Here is a 23,233-nt window from a genome sequence, read left to right as displayed (position 1 = left end):
TGGCTCCCCGAGTTGGATTCGAACCAACGACCAAGTGATTAACAGTCACCTACTCTACCGCTGAGCTATCGGGGAGCAGCCCCCCAAGCGGTATTGAGGGGGGCAGGGCCGTGCCTATATGAAGGCGCATTGGGTTTGGCAAGCCGCGATTTTCATCTTTTTCCGCAAGACGGCCAGATTGCGGAAAAAACACCCGAAACGCATCCGGCTCAGATCATGAACTGCTCGCCCACGATCCGCTCGTCCAGGCTGTGGCCGCGGTCGAACAGCAGGGTCAGGTCGCACTCATGCGCGATCTTCACATCGATGCTGGCGACGTTGCGGATCTCCTTCTGATCGGCAACGGCAGAGACGGGACGCTTCGACGCATTCAGCGCCTTGATCGAGATGGGCAGGAAATCGGGCAGGATCGCCCCGCGCCAGCGCCGGGGGCGGAACGCGCTGATCGGGGTCAGCGCCAGCAGCCCGCAGGATAGTGGCAGGATCGGGCCATTGGCGGAAAAATTATACGCGGTGGACCCGGCAGGCGTCGCCACCAGCACGCCGTCGCAGGCCAGTTCGGGAATGCGGATCTTGCCGCCCACGCTGATCTGCAATTTGGCGGTCTGGCGCGTTTCCCTCAGCAGAGAGACCTCGTTTATAGCGTGCCCGGTGATCGTCTCGCCGCTTTGCGTGACGGCGGTCATGTCCAGCGGCGAAACGGTCTGCGCGCGCGCCGCCGCGACCCGTTCGGCGATAGGCGCATTCACGCTGGGCAGCTTGTTCATCAGAAAGCCGACCGTGCCCAGGTTCATGCCATAGGCGGGGATGATCCGCTTGGTCTCAAGCATGTGGTGCAGCGTCTGCAGCATGAAGCCGTCGCCGCCCAGCACGACCACGGCGTCGGCTTCCTCCAGCGGCACCCAGTCATGCTCACCGCGCAGGCGCTGGGCCGCCCGCTGCGCCTTGTCGGTGTCAGAGACGGCCAGCGCCAGTCGCCTGTATTCTGCCATTCAGCCCTCTCGTCGCAATTCGGCGCGACCCTATGGGCGGGATGGCGCGAAAGCAATGACCGCCGGGCGTTGCATCAGGCGGGTTCGGTCTTCTTCGCAGGCTTGGCGGCGCGCCGCACGATGCCCGACAGTCCCTTGGTCAGCTGGAACAGGCCGTTGAGCCGCGCCTTCGGATCGTTCCACGGGCGTTCGATCACCAGCTTGTTGTCGGGCCGCAGGCGCGCGGTTCCCTTCAGCCGTTCGACATAGCCGATCAGGCCCATCGGATCGGGGAACTCGTCCTTGTGGAAATGGATCAGCGCGCCGCGCGGGCCGACATCGATCTTGGCGATATTGGCGGCCAGCGCCTGCGCCTTGATCTCGATCAGCTTGACCAGGTTCTCGGTCGGCGAAGGGAGCGGACCGAACCGGTCGATCATCTCGGCCGCGATACCCTCGATCGATTCCTTGTCGTCCGCGTCGTTCAGGCGGCGATAGAGCGCCATGCGCACGGCCAGATCGGGGACGTAATCCTCGGGGATCATGATCGGCGCATCGACGGTAATCTGCGGGCTCAGGCTGCTGCGGTCCTCGACCACGCCCAGATCGCCCGCCTTGGCCGCCAGAATCGCGTCTTCCAGCATCGATTGATAGAGTTCGAAGCCGACCTCGCGGATATGGCCCGACTGCTCGTCGCCCAGCAGATTGCCCGCGCCGCGAATGTCGAGGTCGTGGCTGGCCAGCTGGAAACCGGCGCCCAGCGAATCGAGATCGCCCAGCACCTTCAGCCGCTTTTCCGCGACCTCGGACAATTGCGTGCCCGCATCATGCGTCAGCAGCGCATAGGCGCGCAGCTTCGCCCGGCCGACGCGCCCGCGAAGCTGGTAAAGCTGTGCAAGGCCGAACCGATCGGCGCGGTGGATGATGATCGTATTGGCCGAAGGGATGTCCAGCCCACTCTCGACCACGGTGGTCGACAGCAGCACTTCGTATTTCTTTTCGTAAAAGGCGCTCATGCGCTCTTCCAGCTCGGTCGCGGGCATCTGGCCGTGGGCGGCGACATAGCGCACCTCGGGCACGTTCTCGCGCAGCCATTCCTCGATCTCGCCCATGTCGGAAATGCGCGGCACGACGATGAAGCTCTGCCCGCCGCGGTGATGTTCGCGCAGCAAGGCCTCGCGCACCACCATGTCATCCCATTCCATCACATAGGTGCGCACCGCCAGCCGGTCGACAGGCGGGGTCTGGATGACCGACAGTTCGCGCAGACCCGACATCGCCATCTGCAACGTGCGCGGGATCGGCGTGGCGGTCAGCGTCAGCACGTGGACATTGGCGCGCAGGGCCTTCAGCTTTTCCTTGTGCGTCACGCCAAAGCGCTGTTCCTCGTCCACGATGACGAGGCCGAGGCGCTTGAACTTGACGCTCTTGGACAGGATCGCATGGGTGCCGATGACGATGTCGACGGTGCCGTCTTCCAGCCCGTCGCGCGTCTCGGACGCTTCCTTGGACGGGACCAGGCGCGAGAGGCGGCCGATCTTGATGGGAAAGCCCGCGAAACGCTCGGTGAAATTACTGTAGTGCTGCCGCGCGAGCAGGGTGGTCGGCGCGATCATCACCACCTGCTGCCCCGCCATCGCGGCAAGAAACGCGGCGCGCAGCGCCACCTCGGTCTTGCCGAAGCCGACGTCGCCGCAGACCAGCCGGTCCATCGCGCGGCCATCGGCCAGATCGGTCATCACGTCGCCGATGGCGCGCTCCTGATCGTCGGTCTCGTCCCACGGGAAGCGGTCGACGAAGGCATTGTAGTCGGCTTCCGGCTCGATCACCGGCGCCTTTTGCAGCGCGCGTTTCGCGGCGGTCGCCAGCAGTTCATGCGCGATCTCGCGGATGCGCTCCTTCAGCCGACTCTTGCGCTTCTGCCAGGCCTCGCCGCCCAGCCGGTCTAGCGCGGCATTCTCGTTCTCGCTGCCATAGCGCGACAGCACGTCGAGGTTTTCGACCGGGACATAGAGCTTGTCGCCGCCGTGATATTCCAGCGCGACGCAATCGTGCGGGCTCTTCCCCACAGGGATCGATTCAAGGCCGAGATAGCGCCCGATGCCATGATCCATGTGGACGATCAGATCGCCGGGTGCGAGCGCCTGCAATTCGGCCAGGAACGCATCGGCGTCCTTGCGCCGCTTCTTGCGGCGGACCAGCCGGTCGCCCAGTAGGTCGCGTTCGGTCAGCAGCTCGATCTCGTCGCTGACGAACCCGCTTTCCAGCGGCAGCACCACGGCCACGGGCTTGCCCTTGGCGGCAAGGCCCAGCGCCTCCTGCCAGCTCTTTGCAACGGCGGGCTCCCGCTTGCCCGCTTCGCCCAGCTGCGGCGCGATGCGCCCGCGCGAGCCGGGGGAGTAGCAGGCCAGCACCACGCGCTTTCCGTCCTTTGCCTGCTTTTCCAAATGCTTCGACGCCGCTTCGTAGACATTCTCCGACCGCGACCTTTCAGGCGCGAAGTCGCGGGCCGAGGCAAATCCGAAATCCAGCGAGCGCTCGCTCTCCGGCTCGGCAAAGATAGAGCTGCGATGCACGGGCCAACCGGTCAATGCCGCGCTGAACTCGTCCTCCGCCAGATAGAGCGCATCGGTGGCCAGCGGGCGATAGCTGCCCGCCTTCTGCCCCGCCGCCTGTTGCCGCGCCTGCCGATAGTCGCGGATCTCGGCCAGCCGTTCCTCGCCAGCGCGGATCGCGCCGCCGTCGATGATGACGCAGTCGTCCTTGCCCAGATGGTCGAACAGGGTGGACAGCTTCTCCTCGAACAGCGGAAGCCAGTGCTCCATGCCCGCCAGACGCCGCCCCTCGCTGACCGCCTGATACAGCGGATCGCCGGTGGCATTGGCCCCGAACATTTCGCGGTAGCGGCCCCGGAAACGCTTGATCGTGTCCTCGGTCAGCAGGGCCTCGCTGGCGGGCAGCAACAAATGTTCCTCCGCCACGCCGGTGGTGCGCTGGGTCGTCGGGTCATAGAGCCGCATGCTCTCCAGCTCGTCGCCGAAGAAGTCGAGCCGCAGCCCGGCCTGGATCGTCTCTCCCGCCTCGTTCTTCGTCTTCAGGCCCGACGGCACGATGTCGAAGATCGACCCGCGCACCGCGAATTCGCCCGCATCGATGGCGGTGTCGCTGCGCGCATAGCCCTGCCGCTGCAGCAGGGCAGTCAGGCTCTCGTGCCCGATCTCGATGCCGGGCTTCAGCATGCGAGTCGCCTCGCGAATGCGGAACGGGGTCAGCACACGTTGCAGCAGCGCATTGACCGTCGTGACAAGCAGTTGCGGGCCGTCAGGTTTTCCCTGCAACGCCTGCAGTGCCGCCAGCCGCCGTGCGCTGACCGACAGCGCAGGGCTGGACCGGTCATAGGGCAGGCAGTCCCACGCCGGAAACTCGATCACCTCCAGTTCGGGCGCGAAGAACGGCGCGGCATCGGCGATTGCGATCATCGCCTGCTCGTCCGGCGCGACGAAGACCGCGCGCGCGGCATTTCCCGTGCCGCGGCACGCCCGTGCAAGGTCGGACAGCACGAGCGGCAATGCACCGCGCGCAAGCGAAGACAGCACCAGCGGCTGTTCCGCGGCGATCAGGCGTGAAAGATCGGTCATGTCGGGGCTATCTGGCGACGGAATGGCCGCCCTGCAACCCCCGACCTACTTATGGATATAGATGTAGTCGAGCCGCTGGAGCGCATCCATCATCGGCCCCTCGAACCTCTGGGGAGGGGGCTGGACGCCCAGCGCCCAGGCCATGATGTCGACGTCATCCTCGTCCAGCAGCGCCTCGAACCAGGTGAGTTCCTGTTCGACCCATTCGGCATGGCGCTGGTCGAAATAGCCGCCGATCATGAAATCGGCCTCGCGCGTGCCGCGGTGCCATGCGCGGAACTTTGCCCTGTTCAGCCTGTCCGGGCTGGGGCCGTCCTGTTCGGGTTTCGCAGCGTCGCTCATGTCGGTCGGGTATACCTGTCCGCGATGCGGTGCAAGCGGGGGAATGCGGCGCTATAGCCATCATCATGCGTCCCGAAGTGCTCAATCCCCTGTTCGCCGCCGCCGACAGCCTGAAAGGCGTGGGCGCAAAGCTGGAAAAGCCGCTGGACCGGCTGGGCCTGACGCGGGTCAAGGATTTCGCCTATCATCTGCCCGACCGCTTTATCGAACGGCGACGGGTCGGCGCGCTGGCCGAAGCCGGGATCGGCGAACATATCATCGTGAAGCTGACCGCCGACCAGTACCGGGCCAGCGGATCGGGGCGCGGGCCGTTCCGCGTGATGGCGACGGATGCCGAAGGCGCGCAAATCGCGCTGACCTATTTCGGACGCGCGTCTTTTTCGGCGAAAAAACTGCTGCCCTTGAACGAGGCGCGCTGGGTCGCGGGCAAGCTGGAGCAATATGGCGACACGCTGCAGATGGTGCACCCCGACCATGTGGCCGAGGACGGCGGCACCGCGCTGGGCCAGACCTGCGAGCCGGTCTATCCGCTGTCCGACGGGCTGACCGGGGGGCGTCTGCAACCTCTGGTCGAACAGGCGCTCGACCTGCTCCCCGAACTGCCCGAGTGGATCGAGCCGAGCGTGATGGATCGGCGCGGCTGGCCGTCATGGCGCGATGCGCTGCATCTGGTCCACCGCGCGCGGCACAAGGAAGCGCGCGACCGTCTGGCCTATGACGAGCTGTTCGCCAGCGCGCTCGCGCTGATGCTGGTGCGAGCCGACAATCGCCGCCGCAAGGGCATTCCGATGCAGGGCGACGGCCATGTGCGCGACCGGCTGACGCTGCCCTTTGCGCTGACGGGCGCGCAGCAACGCTCGATCCGCGAGATCGAGGGCGACATGGCGCAGCCGCACCCGATGCTGCGCCTGCTGCAGGGCGATGTCGGCAGCGGCAAGACGGTGGTGGCGCTGCTCGCCATGCTGAACGCCATCGAATGCGGCAAGCAGGCCGCGCTGCTGGCACCGACCGAAATCCTCGCGCGCCAGCATCATGCCACCTTACAGGAAATGGCGCGCGGGACCGGGATCGAGATCGCGCTGCTGACCGGCCGCGACAAGGGCAGGGCGCGCGAATCCATCCTGATGGGGCTGCTCGACGGGTCGGTGAATATCGTCGTCGGCACCCACGCGATCTTTCAGGAGAGCGTGAGCTACCGCGACCTTGGCCTTGTCGTGATCGACGAGCAGCACCGCTTCGGCGTCGGCCAGCGTCTGATGCTGCAGCAAAAGGCGCGGGGGACGGCGCATTGCCTTGCGATGACCGCCACGCCGATCCCGCGCACGCTGCTGCTCGCCCAGCATGGCGAGATGGAGGTGAGCCAGCTCGACGAATTGCCGCCGGGCCGCAAGCCGATCGATACGCGCGTGGTGCCGACCGAGCGCATGGACGACGTGGTCGCGGGGCTTGTCCGCCACGTCCAGTCGGGCAGGCAGGCCTATTGGGTCTGCCCGATGGTGCATGAGAACGAGCGCGAAGACCTGGCCGCCGCGGAGGAGCGCTTCGACGCGCTGAAGGCCGTGCTGGGCGAGGGCAATGTGACGCTGGTCCACGGGCAATTGCGGCCCGAGATCAAGGACGCGAACATGGTCCGCTTCGCCAGCGGAGAGGTCGCGGTGCTGGTCGCGACGACGGTGATCGAGGTTGGCGTGAACGTGCCCAATGCCTCGCTGATGGTGATCGAGCAGGCGGAGCGCTTCGGCCTCGCGCAACTGCATCAGCTTCGCGGACGCGTCGGGCGCGGGGCGGCGGAATCGGTGTGCCTGCTGCTGCGCGGGCAGACGCTGTCCGAAACGGGGCGCGAGCGGCTTGCGCTGATGCGCGAGACGCAGGACGGGTTCCGGCTGGCCGAGGAGGACCTTCGCCTGCGCGGCGGGGGCGAGATCCTCGGCACGCGCCAGTCGGGCGAAACCGCCTTTCGCGTGGCGACACCCGAGCAGATCACCGAACTGCTGGAGGCCGCGCATGACGATGCCCGCCTGCTGATCGACCGGGCGGGCGCCAATCTGGAAGGCGCGCGCGGGGAAGCGGCCCGGATCGCGCTCTATCTGTTCGAACGCGACTATGGGGTTCAGCTTTTGCGCGGGGGGTAGCGGGGCGCGCCATGCTTGCAAGCGGGCGCGTCATGCGAAACAGTAAGACCGGGATACGGCGGGAGAATATGAGTTGGAATTTGACCTCGGCAGACTGACGATCCGGATCGTGCCTTTCGCGGCACTCGCGGTGCTGGCGGCCTGCGGTGAGCCGGAACCGGGGCTGGAAACGCCCGAACGGACGCAGGCGCTTGAGCGCTGCGATGTGAAGCTGGCGGCGCTGGCGAACGGCGAGGCGCAGCTGAAGCGCCTGTGCGATTGCACGACGGGGCGGCTGGCGCAGCAGGGCTTTACCCTGACCGACCTCGACAGTGAAAACCGCGACCGCGCGATGGAGCAGGTCCGCTGGTGCATGACGCAAAGCGGCGCCGTGCCGCTGCAGACGCCGGGCCGTATAGAGGCCCCCGCCAATGCGGTGACGCCCGAAGATGTAGAGGAAGCCTCGGCAAATGCGGAGGCGGATGCATCGGAAAACAAGGAAGCCGCTGAAAGCGCAACCCCCGCCGAATAGGCCTCAGCCGTCGAGAAGCGCCATTTCGACCGTGCCGCTGCCGCGGGCCTTCAGCCCGATTTCGCTGGCTGCTGCTTCGGACAGGTCGATCACGCGGTTGCCGTGAAACGGGCCGCGATCGTTGATGCGGACAACGACAGATTTGCCGGTGCGGCTGGAGGTCACGCGCACGAGGCTGCCAAAGGGCAGGGTGCGGTGCGCCGCCGTCAGCTCGGTAGGGTTGAAAGTTTCACCATTGGCCGTGCGGCGACCGGCGAATTTCGGGCCGTACCAGCTGGCCACGCCTTCACCCAGATGCTCAAGAGTTTCGGGCTCGGCAAGGTCGCTGCCGGCACCGGGCTGGATCGCGCTTTCCATATTTTCAGGCTGCGGGATCAAATCCACACCCGCGGCGTTATCTGTGGCGAGGCCGATAGTGGCTTCCATGAGCGCCGGTTCCTCGGTGCCCGCACGGGCGACCGAAACGGGGACGGCCGCCATCGAGGCGATGCCGAAAAGGGCCATGGTGCGCATCGGGCGCAGACGTCGTTTTGCAAGCGTCTTCATGTCCCTGATCATAGCAGCTTAAATCGGGCTGTGGGCTCGGCCGGCCGCCTTTCGGCCACAATTGAACCTGCGTTTTTACCTTAACGAACATTTACCCGGCACGATCGCGTTCTAACCGAGTTGGCGCGAATCACGATATTGCCGCCGTGTGAATAGACACTCCGGCTGTTGGAAACATGGCTGCGTAGATGCTGAAAACCAATGCAAATGGGGCCGGTATCGCTACCGGCCCCACTCTCACCGGCCCGTGGCTTCCACGTCATGCAAGCATGAGTAGAAGGCTTGGCGCCCGGCGGTTTCGGCATTCGATCCGAAGATCGCATTGCCTCTGTCGCTCGGTGCTCGCGCCGGCATCCGGTATGACTTCGCCTTCCAGTTCGATCATCTTGGGCAAAGCCGTTCGAGATCGGGTCGCAAGCGCGGCCTCATACCGTGACCGGCTTTCTGCCGCCGCTTCATCCGCATCGTCGATCCGAAGATCATCCGACTTGTCCGCGACGACCGACACCCGGCCTTTCCATCGTTCGACTGCGGTTTGGCGATCCGGTCAGGCTGTCTCCGAAGCATCGCAGGGATGCGTACGGAAGGGGTGCCTGTTCCGTCTCACCGGCATTCGAACGATGGGCCGATCGTTTCGGTAAATCCTTCCTTTTCAGTGCCTTTCGGCATGATCCGGAAAGCAACCTTCCCTTTCGACCTTCAAAGAATGCGCCGCATCGCTGAGTCGCACAACAAACTTATCCACAGAAATGCAATTTGGCGGTGGACAAGGGTGGAAAACTGACTATGTGTCGCGAGTTTTGTCCGGCTGGCCGGGGACAAACTGCCGAATTCCGACACTTTTTCGCCCGCCGACCTCAGCGAAAATATTATCCGCCCTGCTTGGCCAGCAGCTTCAGCCGCAGCGCATTGAGGTGAATGAAGCCGGCCGCGTCCTTCTGGTCATAGGCGCCTGCGTCGTCCTCGAACGTCACGTGCTTCTCCGAATAAAGGCTCAGCGGACTCTTGCGGCCCACCAGATGCACGCCGCCCTTGTAGAGCTTCAGACGCACTGTGCCGGTCACCTTCTGCTGCGACAGGTCGATGGCGGCCTGCAGCATCTCGCGCTCGGGCGCGAACCAGAAGCCGTTGTAGATCAGCTCCGCATATTTCGGCATCAGCTCATCCTTCAGATGGGCTGCGCCGCGGTCCAGCGTGATCTGCTCGATTCCGCGGTGGGCGGCGGCATAGATCGTGCCGCCCGGCGTCTCGTACATGCCGCGCGACTTCATGCCGACAAAGCGGTTCTCGACTAGGTCCAGCCGCCCGATGCCGTGCTTGCGGCCCAGCTCGTTGAGTGCGGTCAGCAGCGTCGCGGGGCTCATCGCTTCGCCGTTCAGCGAAACGCCGTCGCCCTTCTCGAACCCGATCTCGACATATTCGGGCGTATCGGGCGCATCTTCGGGATCGACGGTGCGCGAATAGACATAGTCGGGCGTCTCTTCCCACGGATCTTCCAGCACCTTGCCCTCGGACGAGGTGTGGAGGAGGTTCGCATCGACCGAGAACGGGCTTTCGCCGCGCTTGTCCTTCGGCACCGGAATCTGATGCGATTCGGCCCATGCGATCAGCGCCGTGCGGCTGGTCAGGTCCCATTCGCGCCATGGCGCGATCACGCGGATATCGGGGTCGAGCGCGTAGGCGGACAGTTCGAACCGCACCTGATCGTTGCCCTTGCCGGTCGCGCCATGCGCGATGGCGTCGGCGCCGGTTTCATGCGCGATCTCGATCAGGCGCTTGGAAATCAGCGGGCGCGCAATGCTGGTACCCAGCAGATAATCGCCTTCATAGCGGGCATTGGCGCGCATCATCGGGAAGACGAAATCGCGCACGAATTCCTCGCGCAGATCGTCGATATAGATGTTCTCGTCCGGCAGGCCCATCAGCTTGGCCTTGTGCCGCGCGGGCTCAAGCTCTTCGCCCTGGCCCAGATCGGCGGTGAAGGTCACCACCTCGCAATCATAGGTCACCTGCAGCCATTTCAGGATCACGGAGGTATCGAGACCGCCCGAATAGGCGAGGACGACCTTCTTGATGTCGGACTTGTCGGTCATGGCAGGGCTTTCTGATCAGGAAATGCGCGAACGCGCGTTGCAGCGCGCCCCTAGGACAGAGCGAAACGGCGGGCAAGACCCGAAGGCGTCGCGCTTGTGCGCTCAGGCGTTCGAGAGCGCCTTGGGGCGAGCGGGTGCGTTCTGCGACGACATGATCGCCTCTTCCGCCCCGGCCATGTAATCGCGGTGCATCGGCAGCGCGTGGCGGCTGCGCACGTACTGGATCTGGAAATTGCACATGCCGCCGCTCTCGAACGCCGCGGTCGCGCCTGACAGGTAGAACGTCCACATGCGAAAGAACCGCTCGTCGTACATGGCGACGATCTCGTCCTTGTGGTCGAGGCAGCGCCGATACCATTCGCGCAGGGTCAGCGCGTAATGCAGGCGTAATGTCTCGACGTCGGAGGCGATCAGGCGAACCTTCTCGCTTGCCGCGACGGTTTCGGACAGGGCGGGGATATAGCCGCCGGGGAAGATATATTTGCGGGTGAACGCATCGGTCGTGCCGGGCTTGCCCATGCGGCCGATGGTGTGGATCAGCGCGACGCCGTCCTCCTTCATCAGCCGCGCGCAGCAGCGGAAATAGGTTTCGAACTGCGGCTGTCCGACATGCTCGAACATGCCGACCGACACGATCCGATCGAATTGCGCGCCTTCCGAGGCAAGGTCGCGGTAATCGACCAGCCGGAACGTCACGCGGTCGGCGACCCCGGCGGCCTCGGCACGCTGCCGGGCGAGGGCGAGCTGCTCCTCGCTCAGCGTGATGCCCAGAACCTTCACATCGGCATGGCGCGCCAGAAAGATCGCCATGCCGCCCCAGCCGCAGCCGATGTCCAGCACCCGCTGTCCCGGCTTCAGGTCCAGCTTGGCGGCGATATGGGCCAGCTTCTCGGTCTGCGCGTCCTCCAGCGTCATGCCCTCGCGCGGCCAGTAGGCGCAGCTGTACTGCATGTGCGGCGCATCCAGCATCAGGCGATAGAGGTCGTTCCCGATGTCGTAGTGATGGGCGACATTGGCCTTGGAACTGGTCGCCTTGTTGAACTGGGTGGCGATGAATTTCAGCCGGTCGGCCATGCGCCGGCGAAAGCGGGGAGGGGAGATGCGCTGGCCCGCATCCCAATGGTTGTTGCCCTGCAGCAGCTCGACCATTTCCATGATCCCGCCGCCGCTTTCCACGATCAGCCGCCCGTCCATGAACGCCTCTGCCGCGCCAAGGCGCATGTCCATCACGATGTCGCGCGGCACCTTCTTGTCGGTAAAGCGGATCCCGACCTCGGGCATGATGCCGTCGGGCGTGCCGAACGAGCTGGTCGAGCCGTCGGCATAGGCGACGGTCAGGCGCCCGCGCTTCACCGCCTTCGACAGCACCGCTTCCAGAACGCGCTTGGCACCGATCATGGGCGAATTCTCCTGAACTTGGCGCCATGACGTAGATGGCCGGTTTTCGTGCAGATTATGGTTTGATCATCCGCGATCAAGTGCGCAGGGCCGGTTTTGCCAAAGCGTCTCAGCCCTGCGACGCCAAAGCGTCTCAGCCCTGCGACTCCTCGCGCGCCATGAAAAGCACGTCGCGCGGCTGCGTCATCAGGTGCTGTCCCGAATCGACGCAAAGCATTTCGCCGCTGGCAAGATGGCCCTCGCACAGGAACACGGCGGCCTCGGCCAGCTCCTCGGGCTGCGTCAGCCGTTCGAGCAGGTTCATGCGCCCGCTGGCCTGATGCTCCTCGGCCTGCTGGTCGTGGCTGGGCAGCATGGCACCGGGGGCGAGGCCGTAAATGCGGTCGGCGCTGCCGGCATGTTCAACCGCCAGCATGCGCGTGGCCATCTGCAAGGCGGCCTTTGACATGGAATAGGAGAAAAAATCGGGATTGGGATTCCACAATTTTTGGTCGAGCACATTGACCACGCGCCGCCCTACCAAAGCCTGCGCCTTTTGCAGGAAACGCTGTGCCAGCAAGACCGGCCCCGCCGCATTGGTGCGCATGGCGCGCTCGAAGATCGGACCCTCTATCGAATGCGCATCTTCATATTCGAACAGCGACGCGCTGTTCACCAGCGCGCGCCAATCCGTCAGGCGGCCTGCAAGCGTGTCGATCAGCGCCGCGGCCTCCTCCGCATCCGACAGATCGGCCTGCGCCGTTTCGGCATCGGGCAGCGAATCCGCCAGCGCATGCGCCGCATCGGCAGATCCGCGGTAGTGGATGACCACATGCCATCCGGCGTCGGAGAATGTCCGCGCCATCTTCGCGCCCAGCCTCTTGGCGGCTCCGGTGATAAGGACGGCGGGCTTTGTCATGCCGGGCACCTAGCCATGAATGGCGCGCAAAGAAAAGGGGCCGGAAAGACATATGCTTTCCGGCCCCGTCATTCGATCCTCAGCGGCAGCGGGCGTCGCCCCGGTCGATCGCCCTGCCGATCAGGGCACCCGCCGCGGCGCCCAGCACCGTTCCGGTCGTCCGGTCGCGCCCGCCGTCAATCTCGCGGCCCAGCAATGCGCCGCCGGCTGCACCGATGATCAGGCCCGTGGTGCCGTCATCGCGCTTGCAGCGATAGTAACCGTCGTCGCCGCGCCAGTACCGATCGCCCGAACGCATCTGGCGCGGGTGATAATCATGCCGCTCCTTGGCGCGCTTGCCATGCGCGGGTGCCCACGGCGGCGGATCGGCGGCGGCGGGTGCGGCGGGAATCGCCATCGCAGCAGCCAGAACGGTTCCCATCAGTGCCATTCTCATAGTCTTGTCCCTTCATCCAACTCGTTCGCCGCTGGCTGGCGGCCTTTGCATGCATCATGCTTCAGGAAAGCCAAACCTTTGATGAACGACCCTGACAGGCTGCGTTGTGCCCGACGAATGGTTATCATCGAGCGACGGGATGAAGTTAACCCGTTGATAACCATACCGAACCGGCGCAGCGCTGCCACGATGCGATGAGGGGTCAGAGAGCGGCGATCTGCTCCTTGGCCGAAGCCATCGCCTTTTTCCGGCCTTCGGGCATGCCGACGCCTTCCGCGCGGATCACGGTGATGTCGTCGATGCCGATGAAGTTGAAGAAGGTCTCGAGCAGGCTCTCCTGGAAATCCATCGGGCTGTCGTCGCCGTAATTACCGCCGCGCGCCGATGCAACGATGATCTTCCTGCCGCCCGCAAGCCCCTCGGGCCCGTTTTCCGAATAGCGGAAGGTCACGCGCGGAACGCCCAGCCGGTCGATCCACGACTTCAGCGCGGAGGGGATCGTGAAATTATACATCGGCGCGCCGATCACCACGACATCGGCCGACAGGAATTCCTCGAGGATGGCCTTTTCGGCAGGGGCGGCGGCCTTCATGTCGTCGGTCCAGTCATCCTCTCCCATGCGGATCGCGCCGGTGGTGATGGGGTTCAGATGGGCCAGCGGCTCGGTGCCCAGATCGCGGGTCACGATGTCCGCGTCGGGATTGTCGGATTTCAGCTTCTCGACGATCATGTCGGTCAGCTCGCGGCTGACCGAATCTCCGCCATTGGTGCTCGAATCGACTTTCAGTATTTTCATGTGACAACTCCGGTATCAAACGATAACCACCGGCATATGGAGATCACCCGCCCCCATCCGCAAGAAGGCACACAATCGTACGCTAGTCACACGCGTGTTCCCCATGGCGATGCGGGCGACATCGTGCCGGGCCATTCGCCCGCCGCATGCCCCGCCGTGACCGAGGTTTTGTCGCGGGTCGGCGACAAATGGTCGATGCAGGTGGTGATGCAGCTGGGCTATGGATCGATGCGCTTCAACCAGCTGCGGCGCGAGATCGACGGCATTTCGCAGCGCATGCTGACCCGCACCTTGCGCGGGCTGGAGCGCGACGGGCTGGTGGACCGCACGGTCACTCCCAGCGTGCCGCCCCGCGTCGACTATGCTTTGACGCCGCTGGGCCAGTCGCTGCGCGGCCCCGTGGCTCTGCTGGGCGACTGGGCGGTGGCGAACCGGGAAGCGGTGGCGCAGGCGCGCAGCGAATACGACCTGCGCGAGGACGGCTAGATCGTCATCTTGAAGCCGGTATGGCTGGCTTCGAAACCCAGCCTTTCGTAAAAACGATGCGCGTCTTTCCGGCGATTGTCGCTGGTCAGCTGGACCAGCGTGCAGCCCTGCTGGCGGCAATGCTCTATCGCCCAGCGGATCATCGCCGCGCCGTGTCCGCTGCCGCGCAGATGTTCGGCGATATGCACCGATTCGATCTGGCCCCGCAGCGCGCCCATGCGGCCGATGCCGGGAAGAAGGGTGATCTGCATCGTGCCCACGACCGCGCCATCCAGATCGGCCACCACCAGCATCTGGCGCGGGTCCGAATCCACCGCCTGAAACGCCGCTTCATAGCGCGGGTCCAGCGTGCCGCCCGCGGTTTCCCGGCTACGGCCCAGCATGTCCTCGGCCAATAGCGAGACGATGGCGGGCAGATCGGCGGCGGTGGCGCGCCTGAAAGCGATGCTCAACCCAGCGCCGCCTGTTTTTCGGCGGCGATGCGGTCCAGCTCGGCCCGACTCTTCTTTTCCGCGGCCGTCTTCAGCTGGCCGCAGGCGGCATCGATGTCGCGCCCGCGCGGCGTGCGGACGGGCGCGCTGATCCCCGCTTCGAACACGATGTTCGAAAAGCTGCGAATGCGTTCGGGCGTCGAACATTCATAGGGTGCGCCGGGCCACGGATTGAACGGGATCAGGTTCACCTTGGCCGGAAGGCGGTATTTCTTCAGCAGGCGGACAAGCTCGTGCGCGTCCTCGTCGCTGTCGTTCTTGTCCTTCAGCATCACATATTCGAAGGTGATGCGCCGCGCGTTCGATGCGCCGGGATAATCGGCGCAGGCCTGCAGCAATTCTTCGATGCCGTATTTCCTGTTGATCGGCACGATCTCGTCGCGCACGTCCTTGGTCACCGCGTGGAGCGAGACGGCGAGATTCACGCCGATCTCCTCGCCGCAGCGGTCCATCATCGGCACGACGCCGCTGGTCGACAGGGTGATGCGCCGCTTCGACAGGGCCAGCCCTTCGCCGTCCATGACGATGCCTAGCGCATCGCGCACATTGTCGAAATTATACAGCGGCTCGCCCATGCCCATCATGACGATATTGGTCAGCAGGCGCCCGTCGGCGGAATAGTCGCTCTCGCTCTCGTCCCCCAGATTGTCCATCCGGCCCTTGGGCCATTCGCCCAGCGCATCGCGGGCCAGCATGACCTGTCCGACGATTTCGCCCGGCGTCAGGTTGCGCACCAGCCGCATCGTGCCGGTATGGCAGAACCGGCAATTCAGCGTGCAGCCCACCTGGCTCGACACGCAGAGCGTACCGCGCGTCTCGTCGGGGATGAACACCATCTCGTAATCATGGTTGTCGGCGGTGCGCAGCAGCCATTTGAGCGTGCCGTCGCTGGAATGCTGCGCCTCGATCACTTCGGGCCGCGCAATGACGAAACGTTCGGTCAGCCACGGGCGCATGGTCTTGGCGATGTCGGTCATCGCCTCGAAATCGGACACGCCGCGGTGATAGATCCAGTGATACACCTGCTTGGCGCGCAGCTTGGCCTCCTTCTTGTCGAGGCCCGCATCCTCGAACAGCGAAGCGATCTGCTTCTTCGGCAGGCCGAGCAAGTCGAGGCGGCCGTCCTCCCGCTCGGTAATCGGGCGCGGGACGGGCACGGGGTCGATGTGGCCCGAGATGGGCATGTTGGTCGGCACTGCTGTCATGATGCCCGCCATATAGGGGACAAGCGCCCAAAGCGCCAGCCTGCCGGATACCTTCTATATCTTCGGGCGTGCGCGAATTCGCATCTGCGGAATTTGTTCCGTATCTATATGTATCACATGGTGTTTGTCGCAAAATCCGCACCTGATGGCGACGAGTTGACCGTAATTTGCGGCAAGCTGCATTGTTGTCTTGTGTTCATGAAACGCAACATTGTGTCCGAGCATTTCCCCGGTCCATGGCCCCGCAAAGGGGTAATGAGGGAAAAGATTGGAGTACTTATGAAGAAGCTGATTTCCATGGCCGCCGCCGGTACTGCTGCCGCCATCGTCGCCATGCCCGCCCATGCGCAGATGAACGACTACGATTTTTCGGGTCCGCGCGTCGAGGCGATCATCGGCTATGACATTTCGAAGGCCGGTTCCGATTCCGACAATGACATCAACGACCAGGACGACCAGAGCATCGACGGCCTGCTCTACGGTGTCGGCATCGGTTATGACTATGATTTCGGCAATGCGGTGATCGGGCTTGAAGGTGAATACACCGACTCGACCGCCAAGACCGAATATAGCGACGGCAACGACTTCGAAGGCTTTGGCCTTGGCCGCGTCGACACGGGCCGCGACCTCTACATCGGCGCGCGCGCCGGTTACAAGGTTCAGCCCGACCTGCTGGCCTATGTGAAGGGCGGCTACACCAATGCCCGCTACAACCTGCTGGCGCGCGACGGCGAATCCGAGCTCAAGGACAACATCGACACCGATGGTTGGCGTCTGGGTGCCGGCCTTGAATATGCGATGACGCCGAACAGCTTTGCCAAGTTCGAATATCGCTATTCGAACTACAGCGAGGCGGAGTTCGATTACGGCAACGACATCGAAAGCGACCGCTTCAACATCGACACCGATCGTCACCAGATCGTCGGTTCGGTCGGCTACCGCTTCTAAAGCATAGCCCGATGAACGTGAGGGGCGGGGCCGGACAACCGGCCTCGCCCTTTCGCGTGTCAGGCCGTGTCGCTCAAAGCGCGCAGCCGATCAGCGCGGCGTCGATAGCGGTAGGCGCACCCGACAGGTCATAGATGTCGCGGAAATATCGCGAGCGCCGGTCGCGGGCGTGAACCACCATCGTGTCGGCCTCGCGCAGCGCGGCGATTACCGCGCGGCTTCCGCCGTTGCCGACATCCCGGCTGGTGGCCGTCGCGCCTTCGCCCGACAGCCGAAAGCGGCGATTGCCGACCTGCAGCGTCACCGCGCTCCCCGTGCGGATCACGCGCGACAGGCGCAATTGCAAGGCGGGCGCATCGGGGGCGAGCGAGACCGACGCGAAAGGCTCAAGCTCACCCCTCGCCAGAGACGGTTCCGCTTCGGCAATGGCATAGCAGCGCTTGCCGTCGCGAAACGCACCCCATCCCGAATGCACCGAAATCGCCTGCGGAGCCGCCAGCGCGGGCACGGCGCACGCCAGCAAGACAAGGGCGGTGAGGGGCCTAATCATAGGCGATGCCGACCACTTCCCATTCCTTGTCGCCAGCGGGCAGCCGCACCGTTCTCAGATCGCCGATGGACGCGCCCCGCAAGGCGCGGGCGAGGGGGCTGCCCCATCCGATCCGGTTCGCGCCCGCATCGGCCTCATCGTCGCCGACGATGGTGACGGTGCGGTGCTCGTCATCCTCGTCGGCGATGGTGACCGTGGCGCCGAAATAGACGCGGCTGCGATCCGGCTGCTGCGCCGGATCGACGACCCGCGCCGCCTTCATCCGCCGGGCGAGCCGAGCCAGTTCGCGGTCGATCTCGCGCAGCTTCCTGCGGCCATAGATATAGTCGCCGTTTTCGCTGCGGTCGCCGTTTCCGGCCGCCCAGCTGATGATCTCGACGATCTCGGGCCGGTCCTTGCCCAAAAGCGCGTCATATCGTGCGCGCATCGCGGCAAAACCGTGCGGCGTAATGGGATTCCCGGTGGCTTTCATGCGCCATGACTAGCGCGGGCCGGATGACGATGTCACCCGGCCCGCACATGTTTTCGATAGGTTTGAATTCGGTCAGCTACCGGGCTGCTTGCGCATGTAATAGCTCAGCGGATAGGCCCCGCTTTTCTTGCCCGCCTCGGGATAGAGCGCGTCGTAATAGGCCGCATTCTCCAGCACGCGCGCGACATAGCGGCGCGTTTCGCTGAACGGAATCGCCTCGATCCATTCGACCCAGCCGATTTCGCCGCGCCGCGGATCGCCATTGGCGCGCAGCCATTTGCCGACATTGCCAGGACCCGCATTATAGGCCGCAATGGCCAGCGGATAGGAACCGCCGAACACATCCATCATCCGCGCGAAATAACCCGCGCCCAGCCGGATATTGTACTGCGGATCCGCGATCAGCGAGCCGGGATTATAGCTCAGATACATCTTCCCCGCCTGCTCCCGCGCGGTGCCGGGCATCAGCTGCATCAATCCGCGCGCCCCCGCGTGGCTGACCGCGTCGGTCGCGAACTGGCTTTCCTGCCGCGAGATGGCATGGACCATCGTCCAGTCGCCGCCCGCGGGCACGTCGATCCGCGGAAAGCCATAGGGAGAGAACGCATAGATCTGCTTGGTCGAGGCCTCGCGGCCCGCGATCACGGCCAGGTCACGCCGCCCGGTCTCGCGGGCAAGCTCGGCGATCAGGGCATATTCGCTGGGCGTTTCGGCCTGACGGCCCAGTTCCTTGAAGAATGCGACGCCCGTGCGCCAGTCGCCCGAACGGCCAACTTCGCGGGCTGCCTGCACCAGCGGCCTGCGATTGAACTCGGCGCGCTCTTCCGCAGTGGGATTGCCCAGCCTGCCGGCGGGCACGGCAAGCGGACGGCCCAGCCGCTCATGCGCCATCTGGCCATAGAACTGGTCGGGATAGGCGGCGGCCTTCTCGAACTCGGTACGCGCGAAATCGCCCATGCCCGCCTTTTGCCCGGCAACGCCCGCGAAATAGAAGCCCTTCGTGCGAGCCGGAGCCGTCATCTGCGAGGCGCCATAGATCGCGAACATGCGCGCCGCGCTGGCGTTGTCGCCGCGCCGCATGGCGGCTTCGCCGACATTGTAGAACAGCTTTTCGTATTCGTCGCGGATCGGGCCGGAGAGTTTCGACACGTCGGTTCCCGGACCGAACGCCGCATCGGCGCGCTGCGCGATGCGGACCGCGCTGCCGATATCGCCGCTCTCAACCGCGGAATTTGCCTGGTACCGCATCTCGCGCACGAATAGCAGCGGATCGCCTGGCAGGCTGGAAAGGGCGGGCGAATTCACGATGAAGCTGCGCGCGGCGGCCTGCTGGCCCGAACTGCGCAATTGCCGTGCGCGGTTATAGATCCAGCCCGGATCGCCCGCGGCAGACGCAGGCACCTGAAGGCCCAGCGCGGCGGGATCGCTGCCCTGCGCCGCGGCAAGGCGTGCCATCATCAGCGGACGTTCCGCCCCGGTGATATAGCGCATCTGGCGGGCGGCAGCCTCACCCTCGTTCTGCCACAGCAATTCGTCCATGCGCGCAACATGGTCCGCCACGGTGAACGCCCCGCCGAACATCGCGGCCAGCGAAGCCTCGGCAGTGGGCGACATCGCGCCCGCGCGCCATGCACGGCGTGCGGCGTCGATCGCCTGCGGACGGCCCTGCGAACGCAGCGCCAGCGCATATTGCGCCTGACCCTGCCCGGTCAGCGGCGGATGGCTGTCGAAAAACGCGACCAGCCGGGCGGCATCGACATATTCGCTGTCCAGCCGGCCCTCGGCCTTTTCCTGAAGCGATTCCTGATTGGGAAGGCCCGGATATTGCGCGATAAAGCCGGAAACCTCGGTAAAGCTTGGGTTGGGCTGTGCCTGCAATTGCTGCCAGCGCGTGACGGCATAGGCCATCGGTCCGGGGCGCACCGCCATCTGCTGTGCGCGGGCCCGTTCCCAGTCGCCCGGGTTCCACTGTATGTCGCCGAAACTCTGCGAGGCAGGCTGCTGCGCGGCAGGCTGCTGCAAGGGGGAGGCTTGCTGCGCCATCGCATCCTGCGCTAGCGCTGGCGAAGAGGAAAGTGCCAGGATAGCAAGCGGCGCGGCGCCCGCGCGCAGTCTGGCAAAAAGTCGAAAATTGCGTTGGGTGTCCATGCTGGACATAGTAGGGGGTCCCTCCTTATCAGCGAATGAACGGCGGGATCGGCAATTCGATCCCGCTAGACGGCGCGAATATACGCCACCAAGATGTTGTTTTCAGGAGCGATTCCAATAATGTTCTCGGGTTCGATTCCGGCACTGGTCACCCCCTTCGCGGACGGCGCGGTCGACGAGGCCGCCTTTCGCCGCTTGATCGACTGGCAGATCGAGAGCGGATCGTCCGCGCTGGTCCCCTGCGGCACCACGGGCGAGGCGTCCACCCTCTCTGTCGACGAGCATCACCGCGTGGTCCAGATCTGCGTGGAACAGGCGGCGGGTCGCGTTCCGGTTATAGCGGGTTGCGGGTCGAACGACACCGCGACAGCACTTATGCACATGGAGCATGCCGCTCGGTACGGCGCGGATGCGGCACTGGTCGTCGCGCCCTATTACAACCGGCCCAGCCAGGCGGGACTGATCGCGCATTTCTCGCATCTGGCGAAGAATTCCGACCTTCCGATCGTGCTTTACAACGTGCCCGGCCGGACCGTGACCGATATCGAACCCGAAACGGTGTGCGACCTCGTCAATCTGTTCCCCGACCGGATCGTGGGGATCAAGGACGCCAGCGGCGATCTTTCGCGCGTGGTCGATCACCGCATGGGCATCGGGCGCGATTTCTGCCAGCTGTCGGGCGACGACGAATTGTCGCTTCCTGCCAATGCGGCCGGGGCGGCGGGCTGCATTTCCGTCACCGCGAATGTCGCGCCGAAACTCTGCGCCGAGTTTCAGCAGGCCTGCGTCGACAATGATTTCGCGCTCGCCCGCCGGATCAACGACCGGCTCTATCCGCTGCACTACGCGATGTTCGAGGATTCCTCGCCCGCGCCGGTCAAATATGCGCTCAGCCGCGTGCACGACTGGATGAACGATTCGGTGCGCCTGCCGCTGACAGCCTGCAGCGAGGCGGCGCGCAAGGCGGTGGACGAGGCGCTGGTGCACGCGGGCCTGCTGGAAAACGCCTGATCGCCTGACGCCATTACCGGCCGCGACCAGATCACTGGCCGCACATAATCCGCCGGATCATTCCGGCGGATTATGCTCGATCACAAAGGCGACGCTTTCGGCCAGCATGCGCTTGCGCGTCTCCGCACGCGACAGCCAGTGGTCCTCACCGTCCAGAACGACCAGCCTGTGCGGCTTGCCGGCGTCTTTCAGCGCGTCCGCCATCTTGCGGCTCTGCGCGATCTCGACCACCGTGTCGTCGCGCCCGTGGATCAGCAGCACCGGGGCATCCGCGCGGGACGCCAGCCGCGCCGGCGAAATTGCGGCATAGCGCGAGCTTGGCCCCAGTTCCTGTTCCAGCGACCGTTCCAGCATCGGGTTTCGCCCTGACTGATAGCTCTCGGAATTGACCATCATCGCAATGTCCGCGACCGGCGCGACCGCCACCGCGCAGCGATAGCGGCCCTGTTCGATCGTCACACCGGCCAGCGCCGCATAGCCGCCATAGCTGCCCCCGACGATGCAGGCGCGGGCCGGATCGACGATGCCCTTTTCGGCCAGCGCGTCGACCCCGTCGGTGATGTCGGTCTGCATCTTGCCGCCCCATTCGCCGTCGCTGGCGCGTTTGAAGGCGAGGCCGCGCCCGGTCGATCCGCGAAAATTGGGCTGGAACACCGCATATCCGCGTGAGACAAAGGCCTGCGACCACCAATCGAAACCGGCCGTGTCATGGGAATGTGGGCCGCCATGCGGCAGCACCACCAGCGGCAAGTTCTTGCCCTCGCTTCCGGGCGGCAGGGTCAGGATGCCGTCCATCGCCAGCCCGTCGCGCGCGGTATAGGCAAAGCGGCTGGCGAGACCGACATTGATCGGCGGGATCGCCACGCGTTCATAGCCGACGGCCTTCGCGCTCATGGAATCGATATCGACCAGGAACCAGGTCCCGCTGTCCTTTCCGCCATTGGTGCGGACCAGCACCTTTTTCATGTCGGAGGTCCAGTCCACCATATGCGGGCGGACCCCGGCAAAGGCGGCGCGCACTTTCGATGCCGTCGCCTGGTGATCGCTGTCATAGAACACCGGCTGCGGATCCTCTCCCGCGCGCAGATAGCCGATTAGATAGCCGGTCCGGTGATCGAAATAGAGCCGTTCGACAGGCTCGTCCTCAAGGATTTCCGCGGCGGGCGCGGATCCGTCGAGGGGCACTTCCATCCAGCGTTCGCGTCCGTCTTCCTCCAGTGCGTAGATCACGGTCCGGCCCTCATGGCCGAGCGAAATCAGCGCGACATCGCCATAGGGCGACACACCCGACGCAAGCACGCCGCCCTGCGTGTTCATGATCTGCCATTTGCCGGTCGAGACCATCAAGTTGAGCCGCACGGCCAGATTGCCCGACGCATCGACGATCCAGTCGCGGTACGAGCCTTCGCTGGCCGATCCATCGACTTTCGTGGCCGAGAGATCGCTGGCATTCACCGCGAACAGACCAGGCCTGCCATGATCGAATTCATAGCCGAGGCGTGACCCGATCGTGTTTCTGCGGAAGGTCACGCCGCCGACATAAAGCTGCCACTGGCCATCCGCGAAACGCGTGCCGTAATGGCCGACGACATAGTTCCCCATGCTCTGGTCGTTGGCGAAGACCGCCTGCGGCTTGGGAAGCTCGGCCTTGTCGTCCACGGCGACCACGACGGTGCTCGCCAGTTCGGCCCGGTTGGTGGTGAACCCAAAGGGCAGCTTTTCCGTGCTGGTCATGTTGACGACCATGCGATCGTCTCCGGCCCAGCCGACCGAGCGGATCTTGGCGTCGTCGACCCGCAGCATCGAAATGGTCTCAAGCTCGGAATTCAGTGCCATGACATAGCGCTGCCCGTTGCTGGTCATCAGCGCGGCGATCCGCTCGCCCGATGGCGAAATCGCCGCATCCTCGAAATCGGGCAGGGCGCCATAGGCATCGAGCGGCGGCGGCACGACCGCCGTTTCGGCAGCGGCCCGCGAAGCCGGATTGATGGCGAGCAGGAACACCGCGCCGATAAACGACAGCGGCATACGCAATGACGACAAACCCATGAAACGACCCCCGGAACCCTGTGCCGCTCATGGCATTAAACAATCATTTCTTGCAATAGGTTGAAAGCCTTGTTCGCCGCGCCGCGCGAAGCGGTGAATTTTGCGAAAGATG

General features: G+C 64.6%; 21 protein-coding genes and 1 tRNA gene. 5 read left to right on the top strand and 17 right to left on the bottom strand.

Annotated elements, in window-relative coordinates:
• The 4 genes from AC4FIJ_RS13305 to AC4FIJ_RS13290 all read right to left on the bottom strand — a co-directional run bounded on the left by AC4FIJ_RS13305 (window position 1) and on the right by AC4FIJ_RS13290 (window position 4,951).
• Window positions 1-75: transfer RNA gene (locus AC4FIJ_RS13305), tRNA-Asn, on the bottom strand.
• A gap of 134 nt (window positions 76-209) precedes the next feature.
• Window positions 210-992: an NAD kinase gene (locus tag AC4FIJ_RS13300; protein ID WP_490337192.1), complete on the bottom strand. Its 783-nt coding sequence runs from the start codon at window positions 990-992 to the stop codon at window positions 210-212.
• Window positions 993-1,066: 74 nt separating this feature from the next.
• A complete protein-coding gene (gene mfd, locus AC4FIJ_RS13295) occupies window positions 1,067-4,609 on the bottom strand; it encodes a transcription-repair coupling factor (RefSeq protein ID WP_490337191.1) in 3,543 nt (1,180 codons plus the stop codon).
• A 45-nt stretch (window positions 4,610-4,654) separates the two neighbouring features.
• On the bottom strand, window positions 4,655-4,951 hold the full coding sequence (locus tag AC4FIJ_RS13290) for an FAD assembly factor SdhE (RefSeq protein ID WP_446277779.1): 297 nt from the start codon (window positions 4,949-4,951) through the stop codon (window positions 4,655-4,657).
• 65 nt (window positions 4,952-5,016) lie between these two features.
• On the opposite strand from AC4FIJ_RS13290, the gene recG reads away from it, so the two are divergent.
• Window positions 5,017-7,083 (top strand): ATP-dependent DNA helicase RecG, encoded by a 2,067-nt coding sequence (gene recG, locus AC4FIJ_RS13285; protein ID WP_446277780.1) that lies wholly within the window; start codon window positions 5,017-5,019, stop codon window positions 7,081-7,083.
• A gap of 73 nt (window positions 7,084-7,156) precedes the next feature.
• A complete protein-coding gene (locus AC4FIJ_RS13280; RefSeq protein ID WP_446277781.1) occupies window positions 7,157-7,594 on the top strand; it encodes a hypothetical protein in 438 nt (145 codons plus the stop codon).
• Window positions 7,595-7,597: 3 nt separating this feature from the next.
• On the opposite strand, the gene AC4FIJ_RS13275 is transcribed toward AC4FIJ_RS13280, so the two are convergent.
• The 7 genes from AC4FIJ_RS13275 to AC4FIJ_RS13245 all read right to left on the bottom strand — a co-directional run bounded on the left by AC4FIJ_RS13275 (window position 7,598) and on the right by AC4FIJ_RS13245 (window position 13,761).
• Complete coding sequence (locus AC4FIJ_RS13275) at window positions 7,598-8,140, bottom strand: septal ring lytic transglycosylase RlpA family protein (RefSeq protein WP_446277782.1); 543 nt, start codon at window positions 8,138-8,140, stop codon at window positions 7,598-7,600.
• Window positions 8,141-8,399: 259 nt separating this feature from the next.
• Complete coding sequence (locus tag AC4FIJ_RS13270; RefSeq protein WP_490337190.1) at window positions 8,400-8,648, bottom strand: hypothetical protein; 249 nt, start codon at window positions 8,646-8,648, stop codon at window positions 8,400-8,402.
• A 361-nt stretch (window positions 8,649-9,009) separates the two neighbouring features.
• Window positions 9,010-10,233 (bottom strand): argininosuccinate synthase, encoded by a 1,224-nt coding sequence (locus AC4FIJ_RS13265; RefSeq protein WP_490337189.1) that lies wholly within the window; start codon window positions 10,231-10,233, stop codon window positions 9,010-9,012.
• Between the two features lie 102 nt (window positions 10,234-10,335).
• On the bottom strand, window positions 10,336-11,631 hold the full coding sequence (locus tag AC4FIJ_RS13260; protein WP_490337188.1) for a class I SAM-dependent methyltransferase: 1,296 nt from the start codon (window positions 11,629-11,631) through the stop codon (window positions 10,336-10,338).
• Between the two features lie 133 nt (window positions 11,632-11,764).
• Complete coding sequence (locus AC4FIJ_RS13255) at window positions 11,765-12,529, bottom strand: SDR family oxidoreductase (protein WP_490337187.1); 765 nt, start codon at window positions 12,527-12,529, stop codon at window positions 11,765-11,767.
• A 79-nt stretch (window positions 12,530-12,608) separates the two neighbouring features.
• Window positions 12,609-12,965, bottom strand: coding sequence for a glycine zipper 2TM domain-containing protein (locus AC4FIJ_RS13250; protein ID WP_490337186.1), 357 nt, complete (start codon window positions 12,963-12,965; stop codon window positions 12,609-12,611).
• 202 nt (window positions 12,966-13,167) lie between these two features.
• Window positions 13,168-13,761: an FMN-dependent NADH-azoreductase gene (locus tag AC4FIJ_RS13245; protein ID WP_490337185.1), complete on the bottom strand. Its 594-nt coding sequence runs from the start codon at window positions 13,759-13,761 to the stop codon at window positions 13,168-13,170.
• 36 nt (window positions 13,762-13,797) lie between these two features.
• On the opposite strand from AC4FIJ_RS13245, the gene AC4FIJ_RS13240 reads away from it, so the two are divergent.
• On the top strand, window positions 13,798-14,247 hold the full coding sequence (locus AC4FIJ_RS13240; protein WP_490337184.1) for a winged helix-turn-helix transcriptional regulator: 450 nt from the start codon (window positions 13,798-13,800) through the stop codon (window positions 14,245-14,247).
• Here the strand turns inward: AC4FIJ_RS13240 and AC4FIJ_RS13235 are convergent.
• Together AC4FIJ_RS13235 and rlmN are read right to left on the bottom strand one after the other, a co-directional pair.
• Entirely contained in the window at window positions 14,244-14,699 is a 456-nt protein-coding gene (locus AC4FIJ_RS13235) for a GNAT family N-acetyltransferase (protein ID WP_490337183.1), read from the bottom strand. The two genes, AC4FIJ_RS13240 and AC4FIJ_RS13235, sit on opposite strands and share 4 nt — an antisense overlap.
• A complete protein-coding gene (gene rlmN, locus AC4FIJ_RS13230) occupies window positions 14,696-15,943 on the bottom strand; it encodes a dual-specificity RNA methyltransferase RlmN (protein ID WP_490337182.1) in 1,248 nt (415 codons plus the stop codon). The genes AC4FIJ_RS13235 and rlmN overlap by 4 nt, the downstream gene beginning before the upstream one ends.
• A gap of 279 nt (window positions 15,944-16,222) precedes the next feature.
• Here rlmN and AC4FIJ_RS13225 point away from each other — a divergent pair, with 279 nt between their 5' ends.
• The gene (locus AC4FIJ_RS13225) at window positions 16,223-16,891 is read left to right on the top strand and encodes an outer membrane protein (protein ID WP_490337181.1); all 669 of its coding nucleotides are present in this window, start codon (window positions 16,223-16,225) and stop codon (window positions 16,889-16,891) included.
• A gap of 73 nt (window positions 16,892-16,964) precedes the next feature.
• On the opposite strand, the gene AC4FIJ_RS13220 is transcribed toward AC4FIJ_RS13225, so the two are convergent.
• The 3 genes from AC4FIJ_RS13220 to AC4FIJ_RS13210 all read right to left on the bottom strand — a co-directional run bounded on the left by AC4FIJ_RS13220 (window position 16,965) and on the right by AC4FIJ_RS13210 (window position 19,956).
• Window positions 16,965-17,441: a hypothetical protein gene (locus AC4FIJ_RS13220; protein ID WP_490337180.1), complete on the bottom strand. Its 477-nt coding sequence runs from the start codon at window positions 17,439-17,441 to the stop codon at window positions 16,965-16,967.
• Entirely contained in the window at window positions 17,434-17,913 is a 480-nt protein-coding gene (greB, locus tag AC4FIJ_RS13215) for a transcription elongation factor GreB (RefSeq protein ID WP_490337179.1), read from the bottom strand. The genes AC4FIJ_RS13220 and greB overlap by 8 nt, the downstream gene beginning before the upstream one ends.
• Before the next feature lie 72 nt (window positions 17,914-17,985).
• Entirely contained in the window at window positions 17,986-19,956 is a 1,971-nt protein-coding gene (locus tag AC4FIJ_RS13210; protein WP_490337178.1) for a lytic transglycosylase domain-containing protein, read from the bottom strand.
• A gap of 225 nt (window positions 19,957-20,181) precedes the next feature.
• On the opposite strand from AC4FIJ_RS13210, the gene dapA reads away from it, so the two are divergent.
• A complete protein-coding gene (dapA, locus tag AC4FIJ_RS13205) occupies window positions 20,182-21,072 on the top strand; it encodes a 4-hydroxy-tetrahydrodipicolinate synthase (RefSeq protein WP_490337177.1) in 891 nt (296 codons plus the stop codon).
• Between the two features lie 57 nt (window positions 21,073-21,129).
• On the opposite strand, the gene AC4FIJ_RS13200 is transcribed toward dapA, so the two are convergent.
• A complete protein-coding gene (locus tag AC4FIJ_RS13200; protein ID WP_490337176.1) occupies window positions 21,130-23,121 on the bottom strand; it encodes an alpha/beta hydrolase family protein in 1,992 nt (663 codons plus the stop codon).
• Window positions 23,122-23,233: the final 112 nt, after the last annotated feature.

Source organism: Croceicoccus sp. (assembly GCF_983967925.1).
The sequence above is the reverse complement of the archived record's forward strand: the minus strand, read 5'-3'. Positions and strand labels throughout refer to the sequence as shown.

What these genes read in the sequence shown, in the direction of transcription:
- AC4FIJ_RS13210 (WP_490337178.1), bottom strand. Translation starts at nt 19,956, where the DNA reads ATGGCGCAGCAAGCCTCCCCCTTGCAGCAGCCTGCCGCGCAGCAGCCT.
- rlmN (WP_490337182.1), bottom strand. Translation starts at nt 15,943, where the DNA reads ATGACAGCAGTGCCGACCAACATGCCCATCTCGGGCCACATCGACCCC.
- recG (WP_446277780.1), top strand. Translation starts at nt 5,017, where the DNA reads ATGCGTCCCGAAGTGCTCAATCCCCTGTTCGCCGCCGCCGACAGCCTG.
- greB (WP_490337179.1), bottom strand. Translation starts at nt 17,913, where the DNA reads ATGAAAGCCACCGGGAATCCCATTACGCCGCACGGTTTTGCCGCGATG.
- AC4FIJ_RS13250 (WP_490337186.1), bottom strand. Translation starts at nt 12,965, where the DNA reads ATGAGAATGGCACTGATGGGAACCGTTCTGGCTGCTGCGATGGCGATT.
- AC4FIJ_RS13275 (WP_446277782.1), bottom strand. Translation starts at nt 8,140, where the DNA reads ATGAAGACGCTTGCAAAACGACGTCTGCGCCCGATGCGCACCATGGCC.
- dapA (WP_490337177.1), top strand. Translation starts at nt 20,182, where the DNA reads ATGTTCTCGGGTTCGATTCCGGCACTGGTCACCCCCTTCGCGGACGGC.
- AC4FIJ_RS13290 (WP_446277779.1), bottom strand. Translation starts at nt 4,951, where the DNA reads ATGAGCGACGCTGCGAAACCCGAACAGGACGGCCCCAGCCCGGACAGG.
- AC4FIJ_RS13220 (WP_490337180.1), bottom strand. Translation starts at nt 17,441, where the DNA reads ATGATTAGGCCCCTCACCGCCCTTGTCTTGCTGGCGTGCGCCGTGCCC.
- AC4FIJ_RS13255 (WP_490337187.1), bottom strand. Translation starts at nt 12,529, where the DNA reads ATGACAAAGCCCGCCGTCCTTATCACCGGAGCCGCCAAGAGGCTGGGC.
- AC4FIJ_RS13265 (WP_490337189.1), bottom strand. Translation starts at nt 10,233, where the DNA reads ATGACCGACAAGTCCGACATCAAGAAGGTCGTCCTCGCCTATTCGGGC.
- mfd (WP_490337191.1), bottom strand. Translation starts at nt 4,609, where the DNA reads ATGACCGATCTTTCACGCCTGATCGCCGCGGAACAGCCGCTGGTGCTG.
- AC4FIJ_RS13245 (WP_490337185.1), bottom strand. Translation starts at nt 13,761, where the DNA reads ATGAAAATACTGAAAGTCGATTCGAGCACCAATGGCGGAGATTCGGTC.
- AC4FIJ_RS13200 (WP_490337176.1), bottom strand. Translation starts at nt 23,121, where the DNA reads ATGGGTTTGTCGTCATTGCGTATGCCGCTGTCGTTTATCGGCGCGGTG.
- AC4FIJ_RS13240 (WP_490337184.1), top strand. Translation starts at nt 13,798, where the DNA reads ATGGAGATCACCCGCCCCCATCCGCAAGAAGGCACACAATCGTACGCT.
- AC4FIJ_RS13225 (WP_490337181.1), top strand. Translation starts at nt 16,223, where the DNA reads ATGAAGAAGCTGATTTCCATGGCCGCCGCCGGTACTGCTGCCGCCATC.
- AC4FIJ_RS13300 (WP_490337192.1), bottom strand. Translation starts at nt 992, where the DNA reads ATGGCAGAATACAGGCGACTGGCGCTGGCCGTCTCTGACACCGACAAG.
- AC4FIJ_RS13260 (WP_490337188.1), bottom strand. Translation starts at nt 11,631, where the DNA reads ATGATCGGTGCCAAGCGCGTTCTGGAAGCGGTGCTGTCGAAGGCGGTG.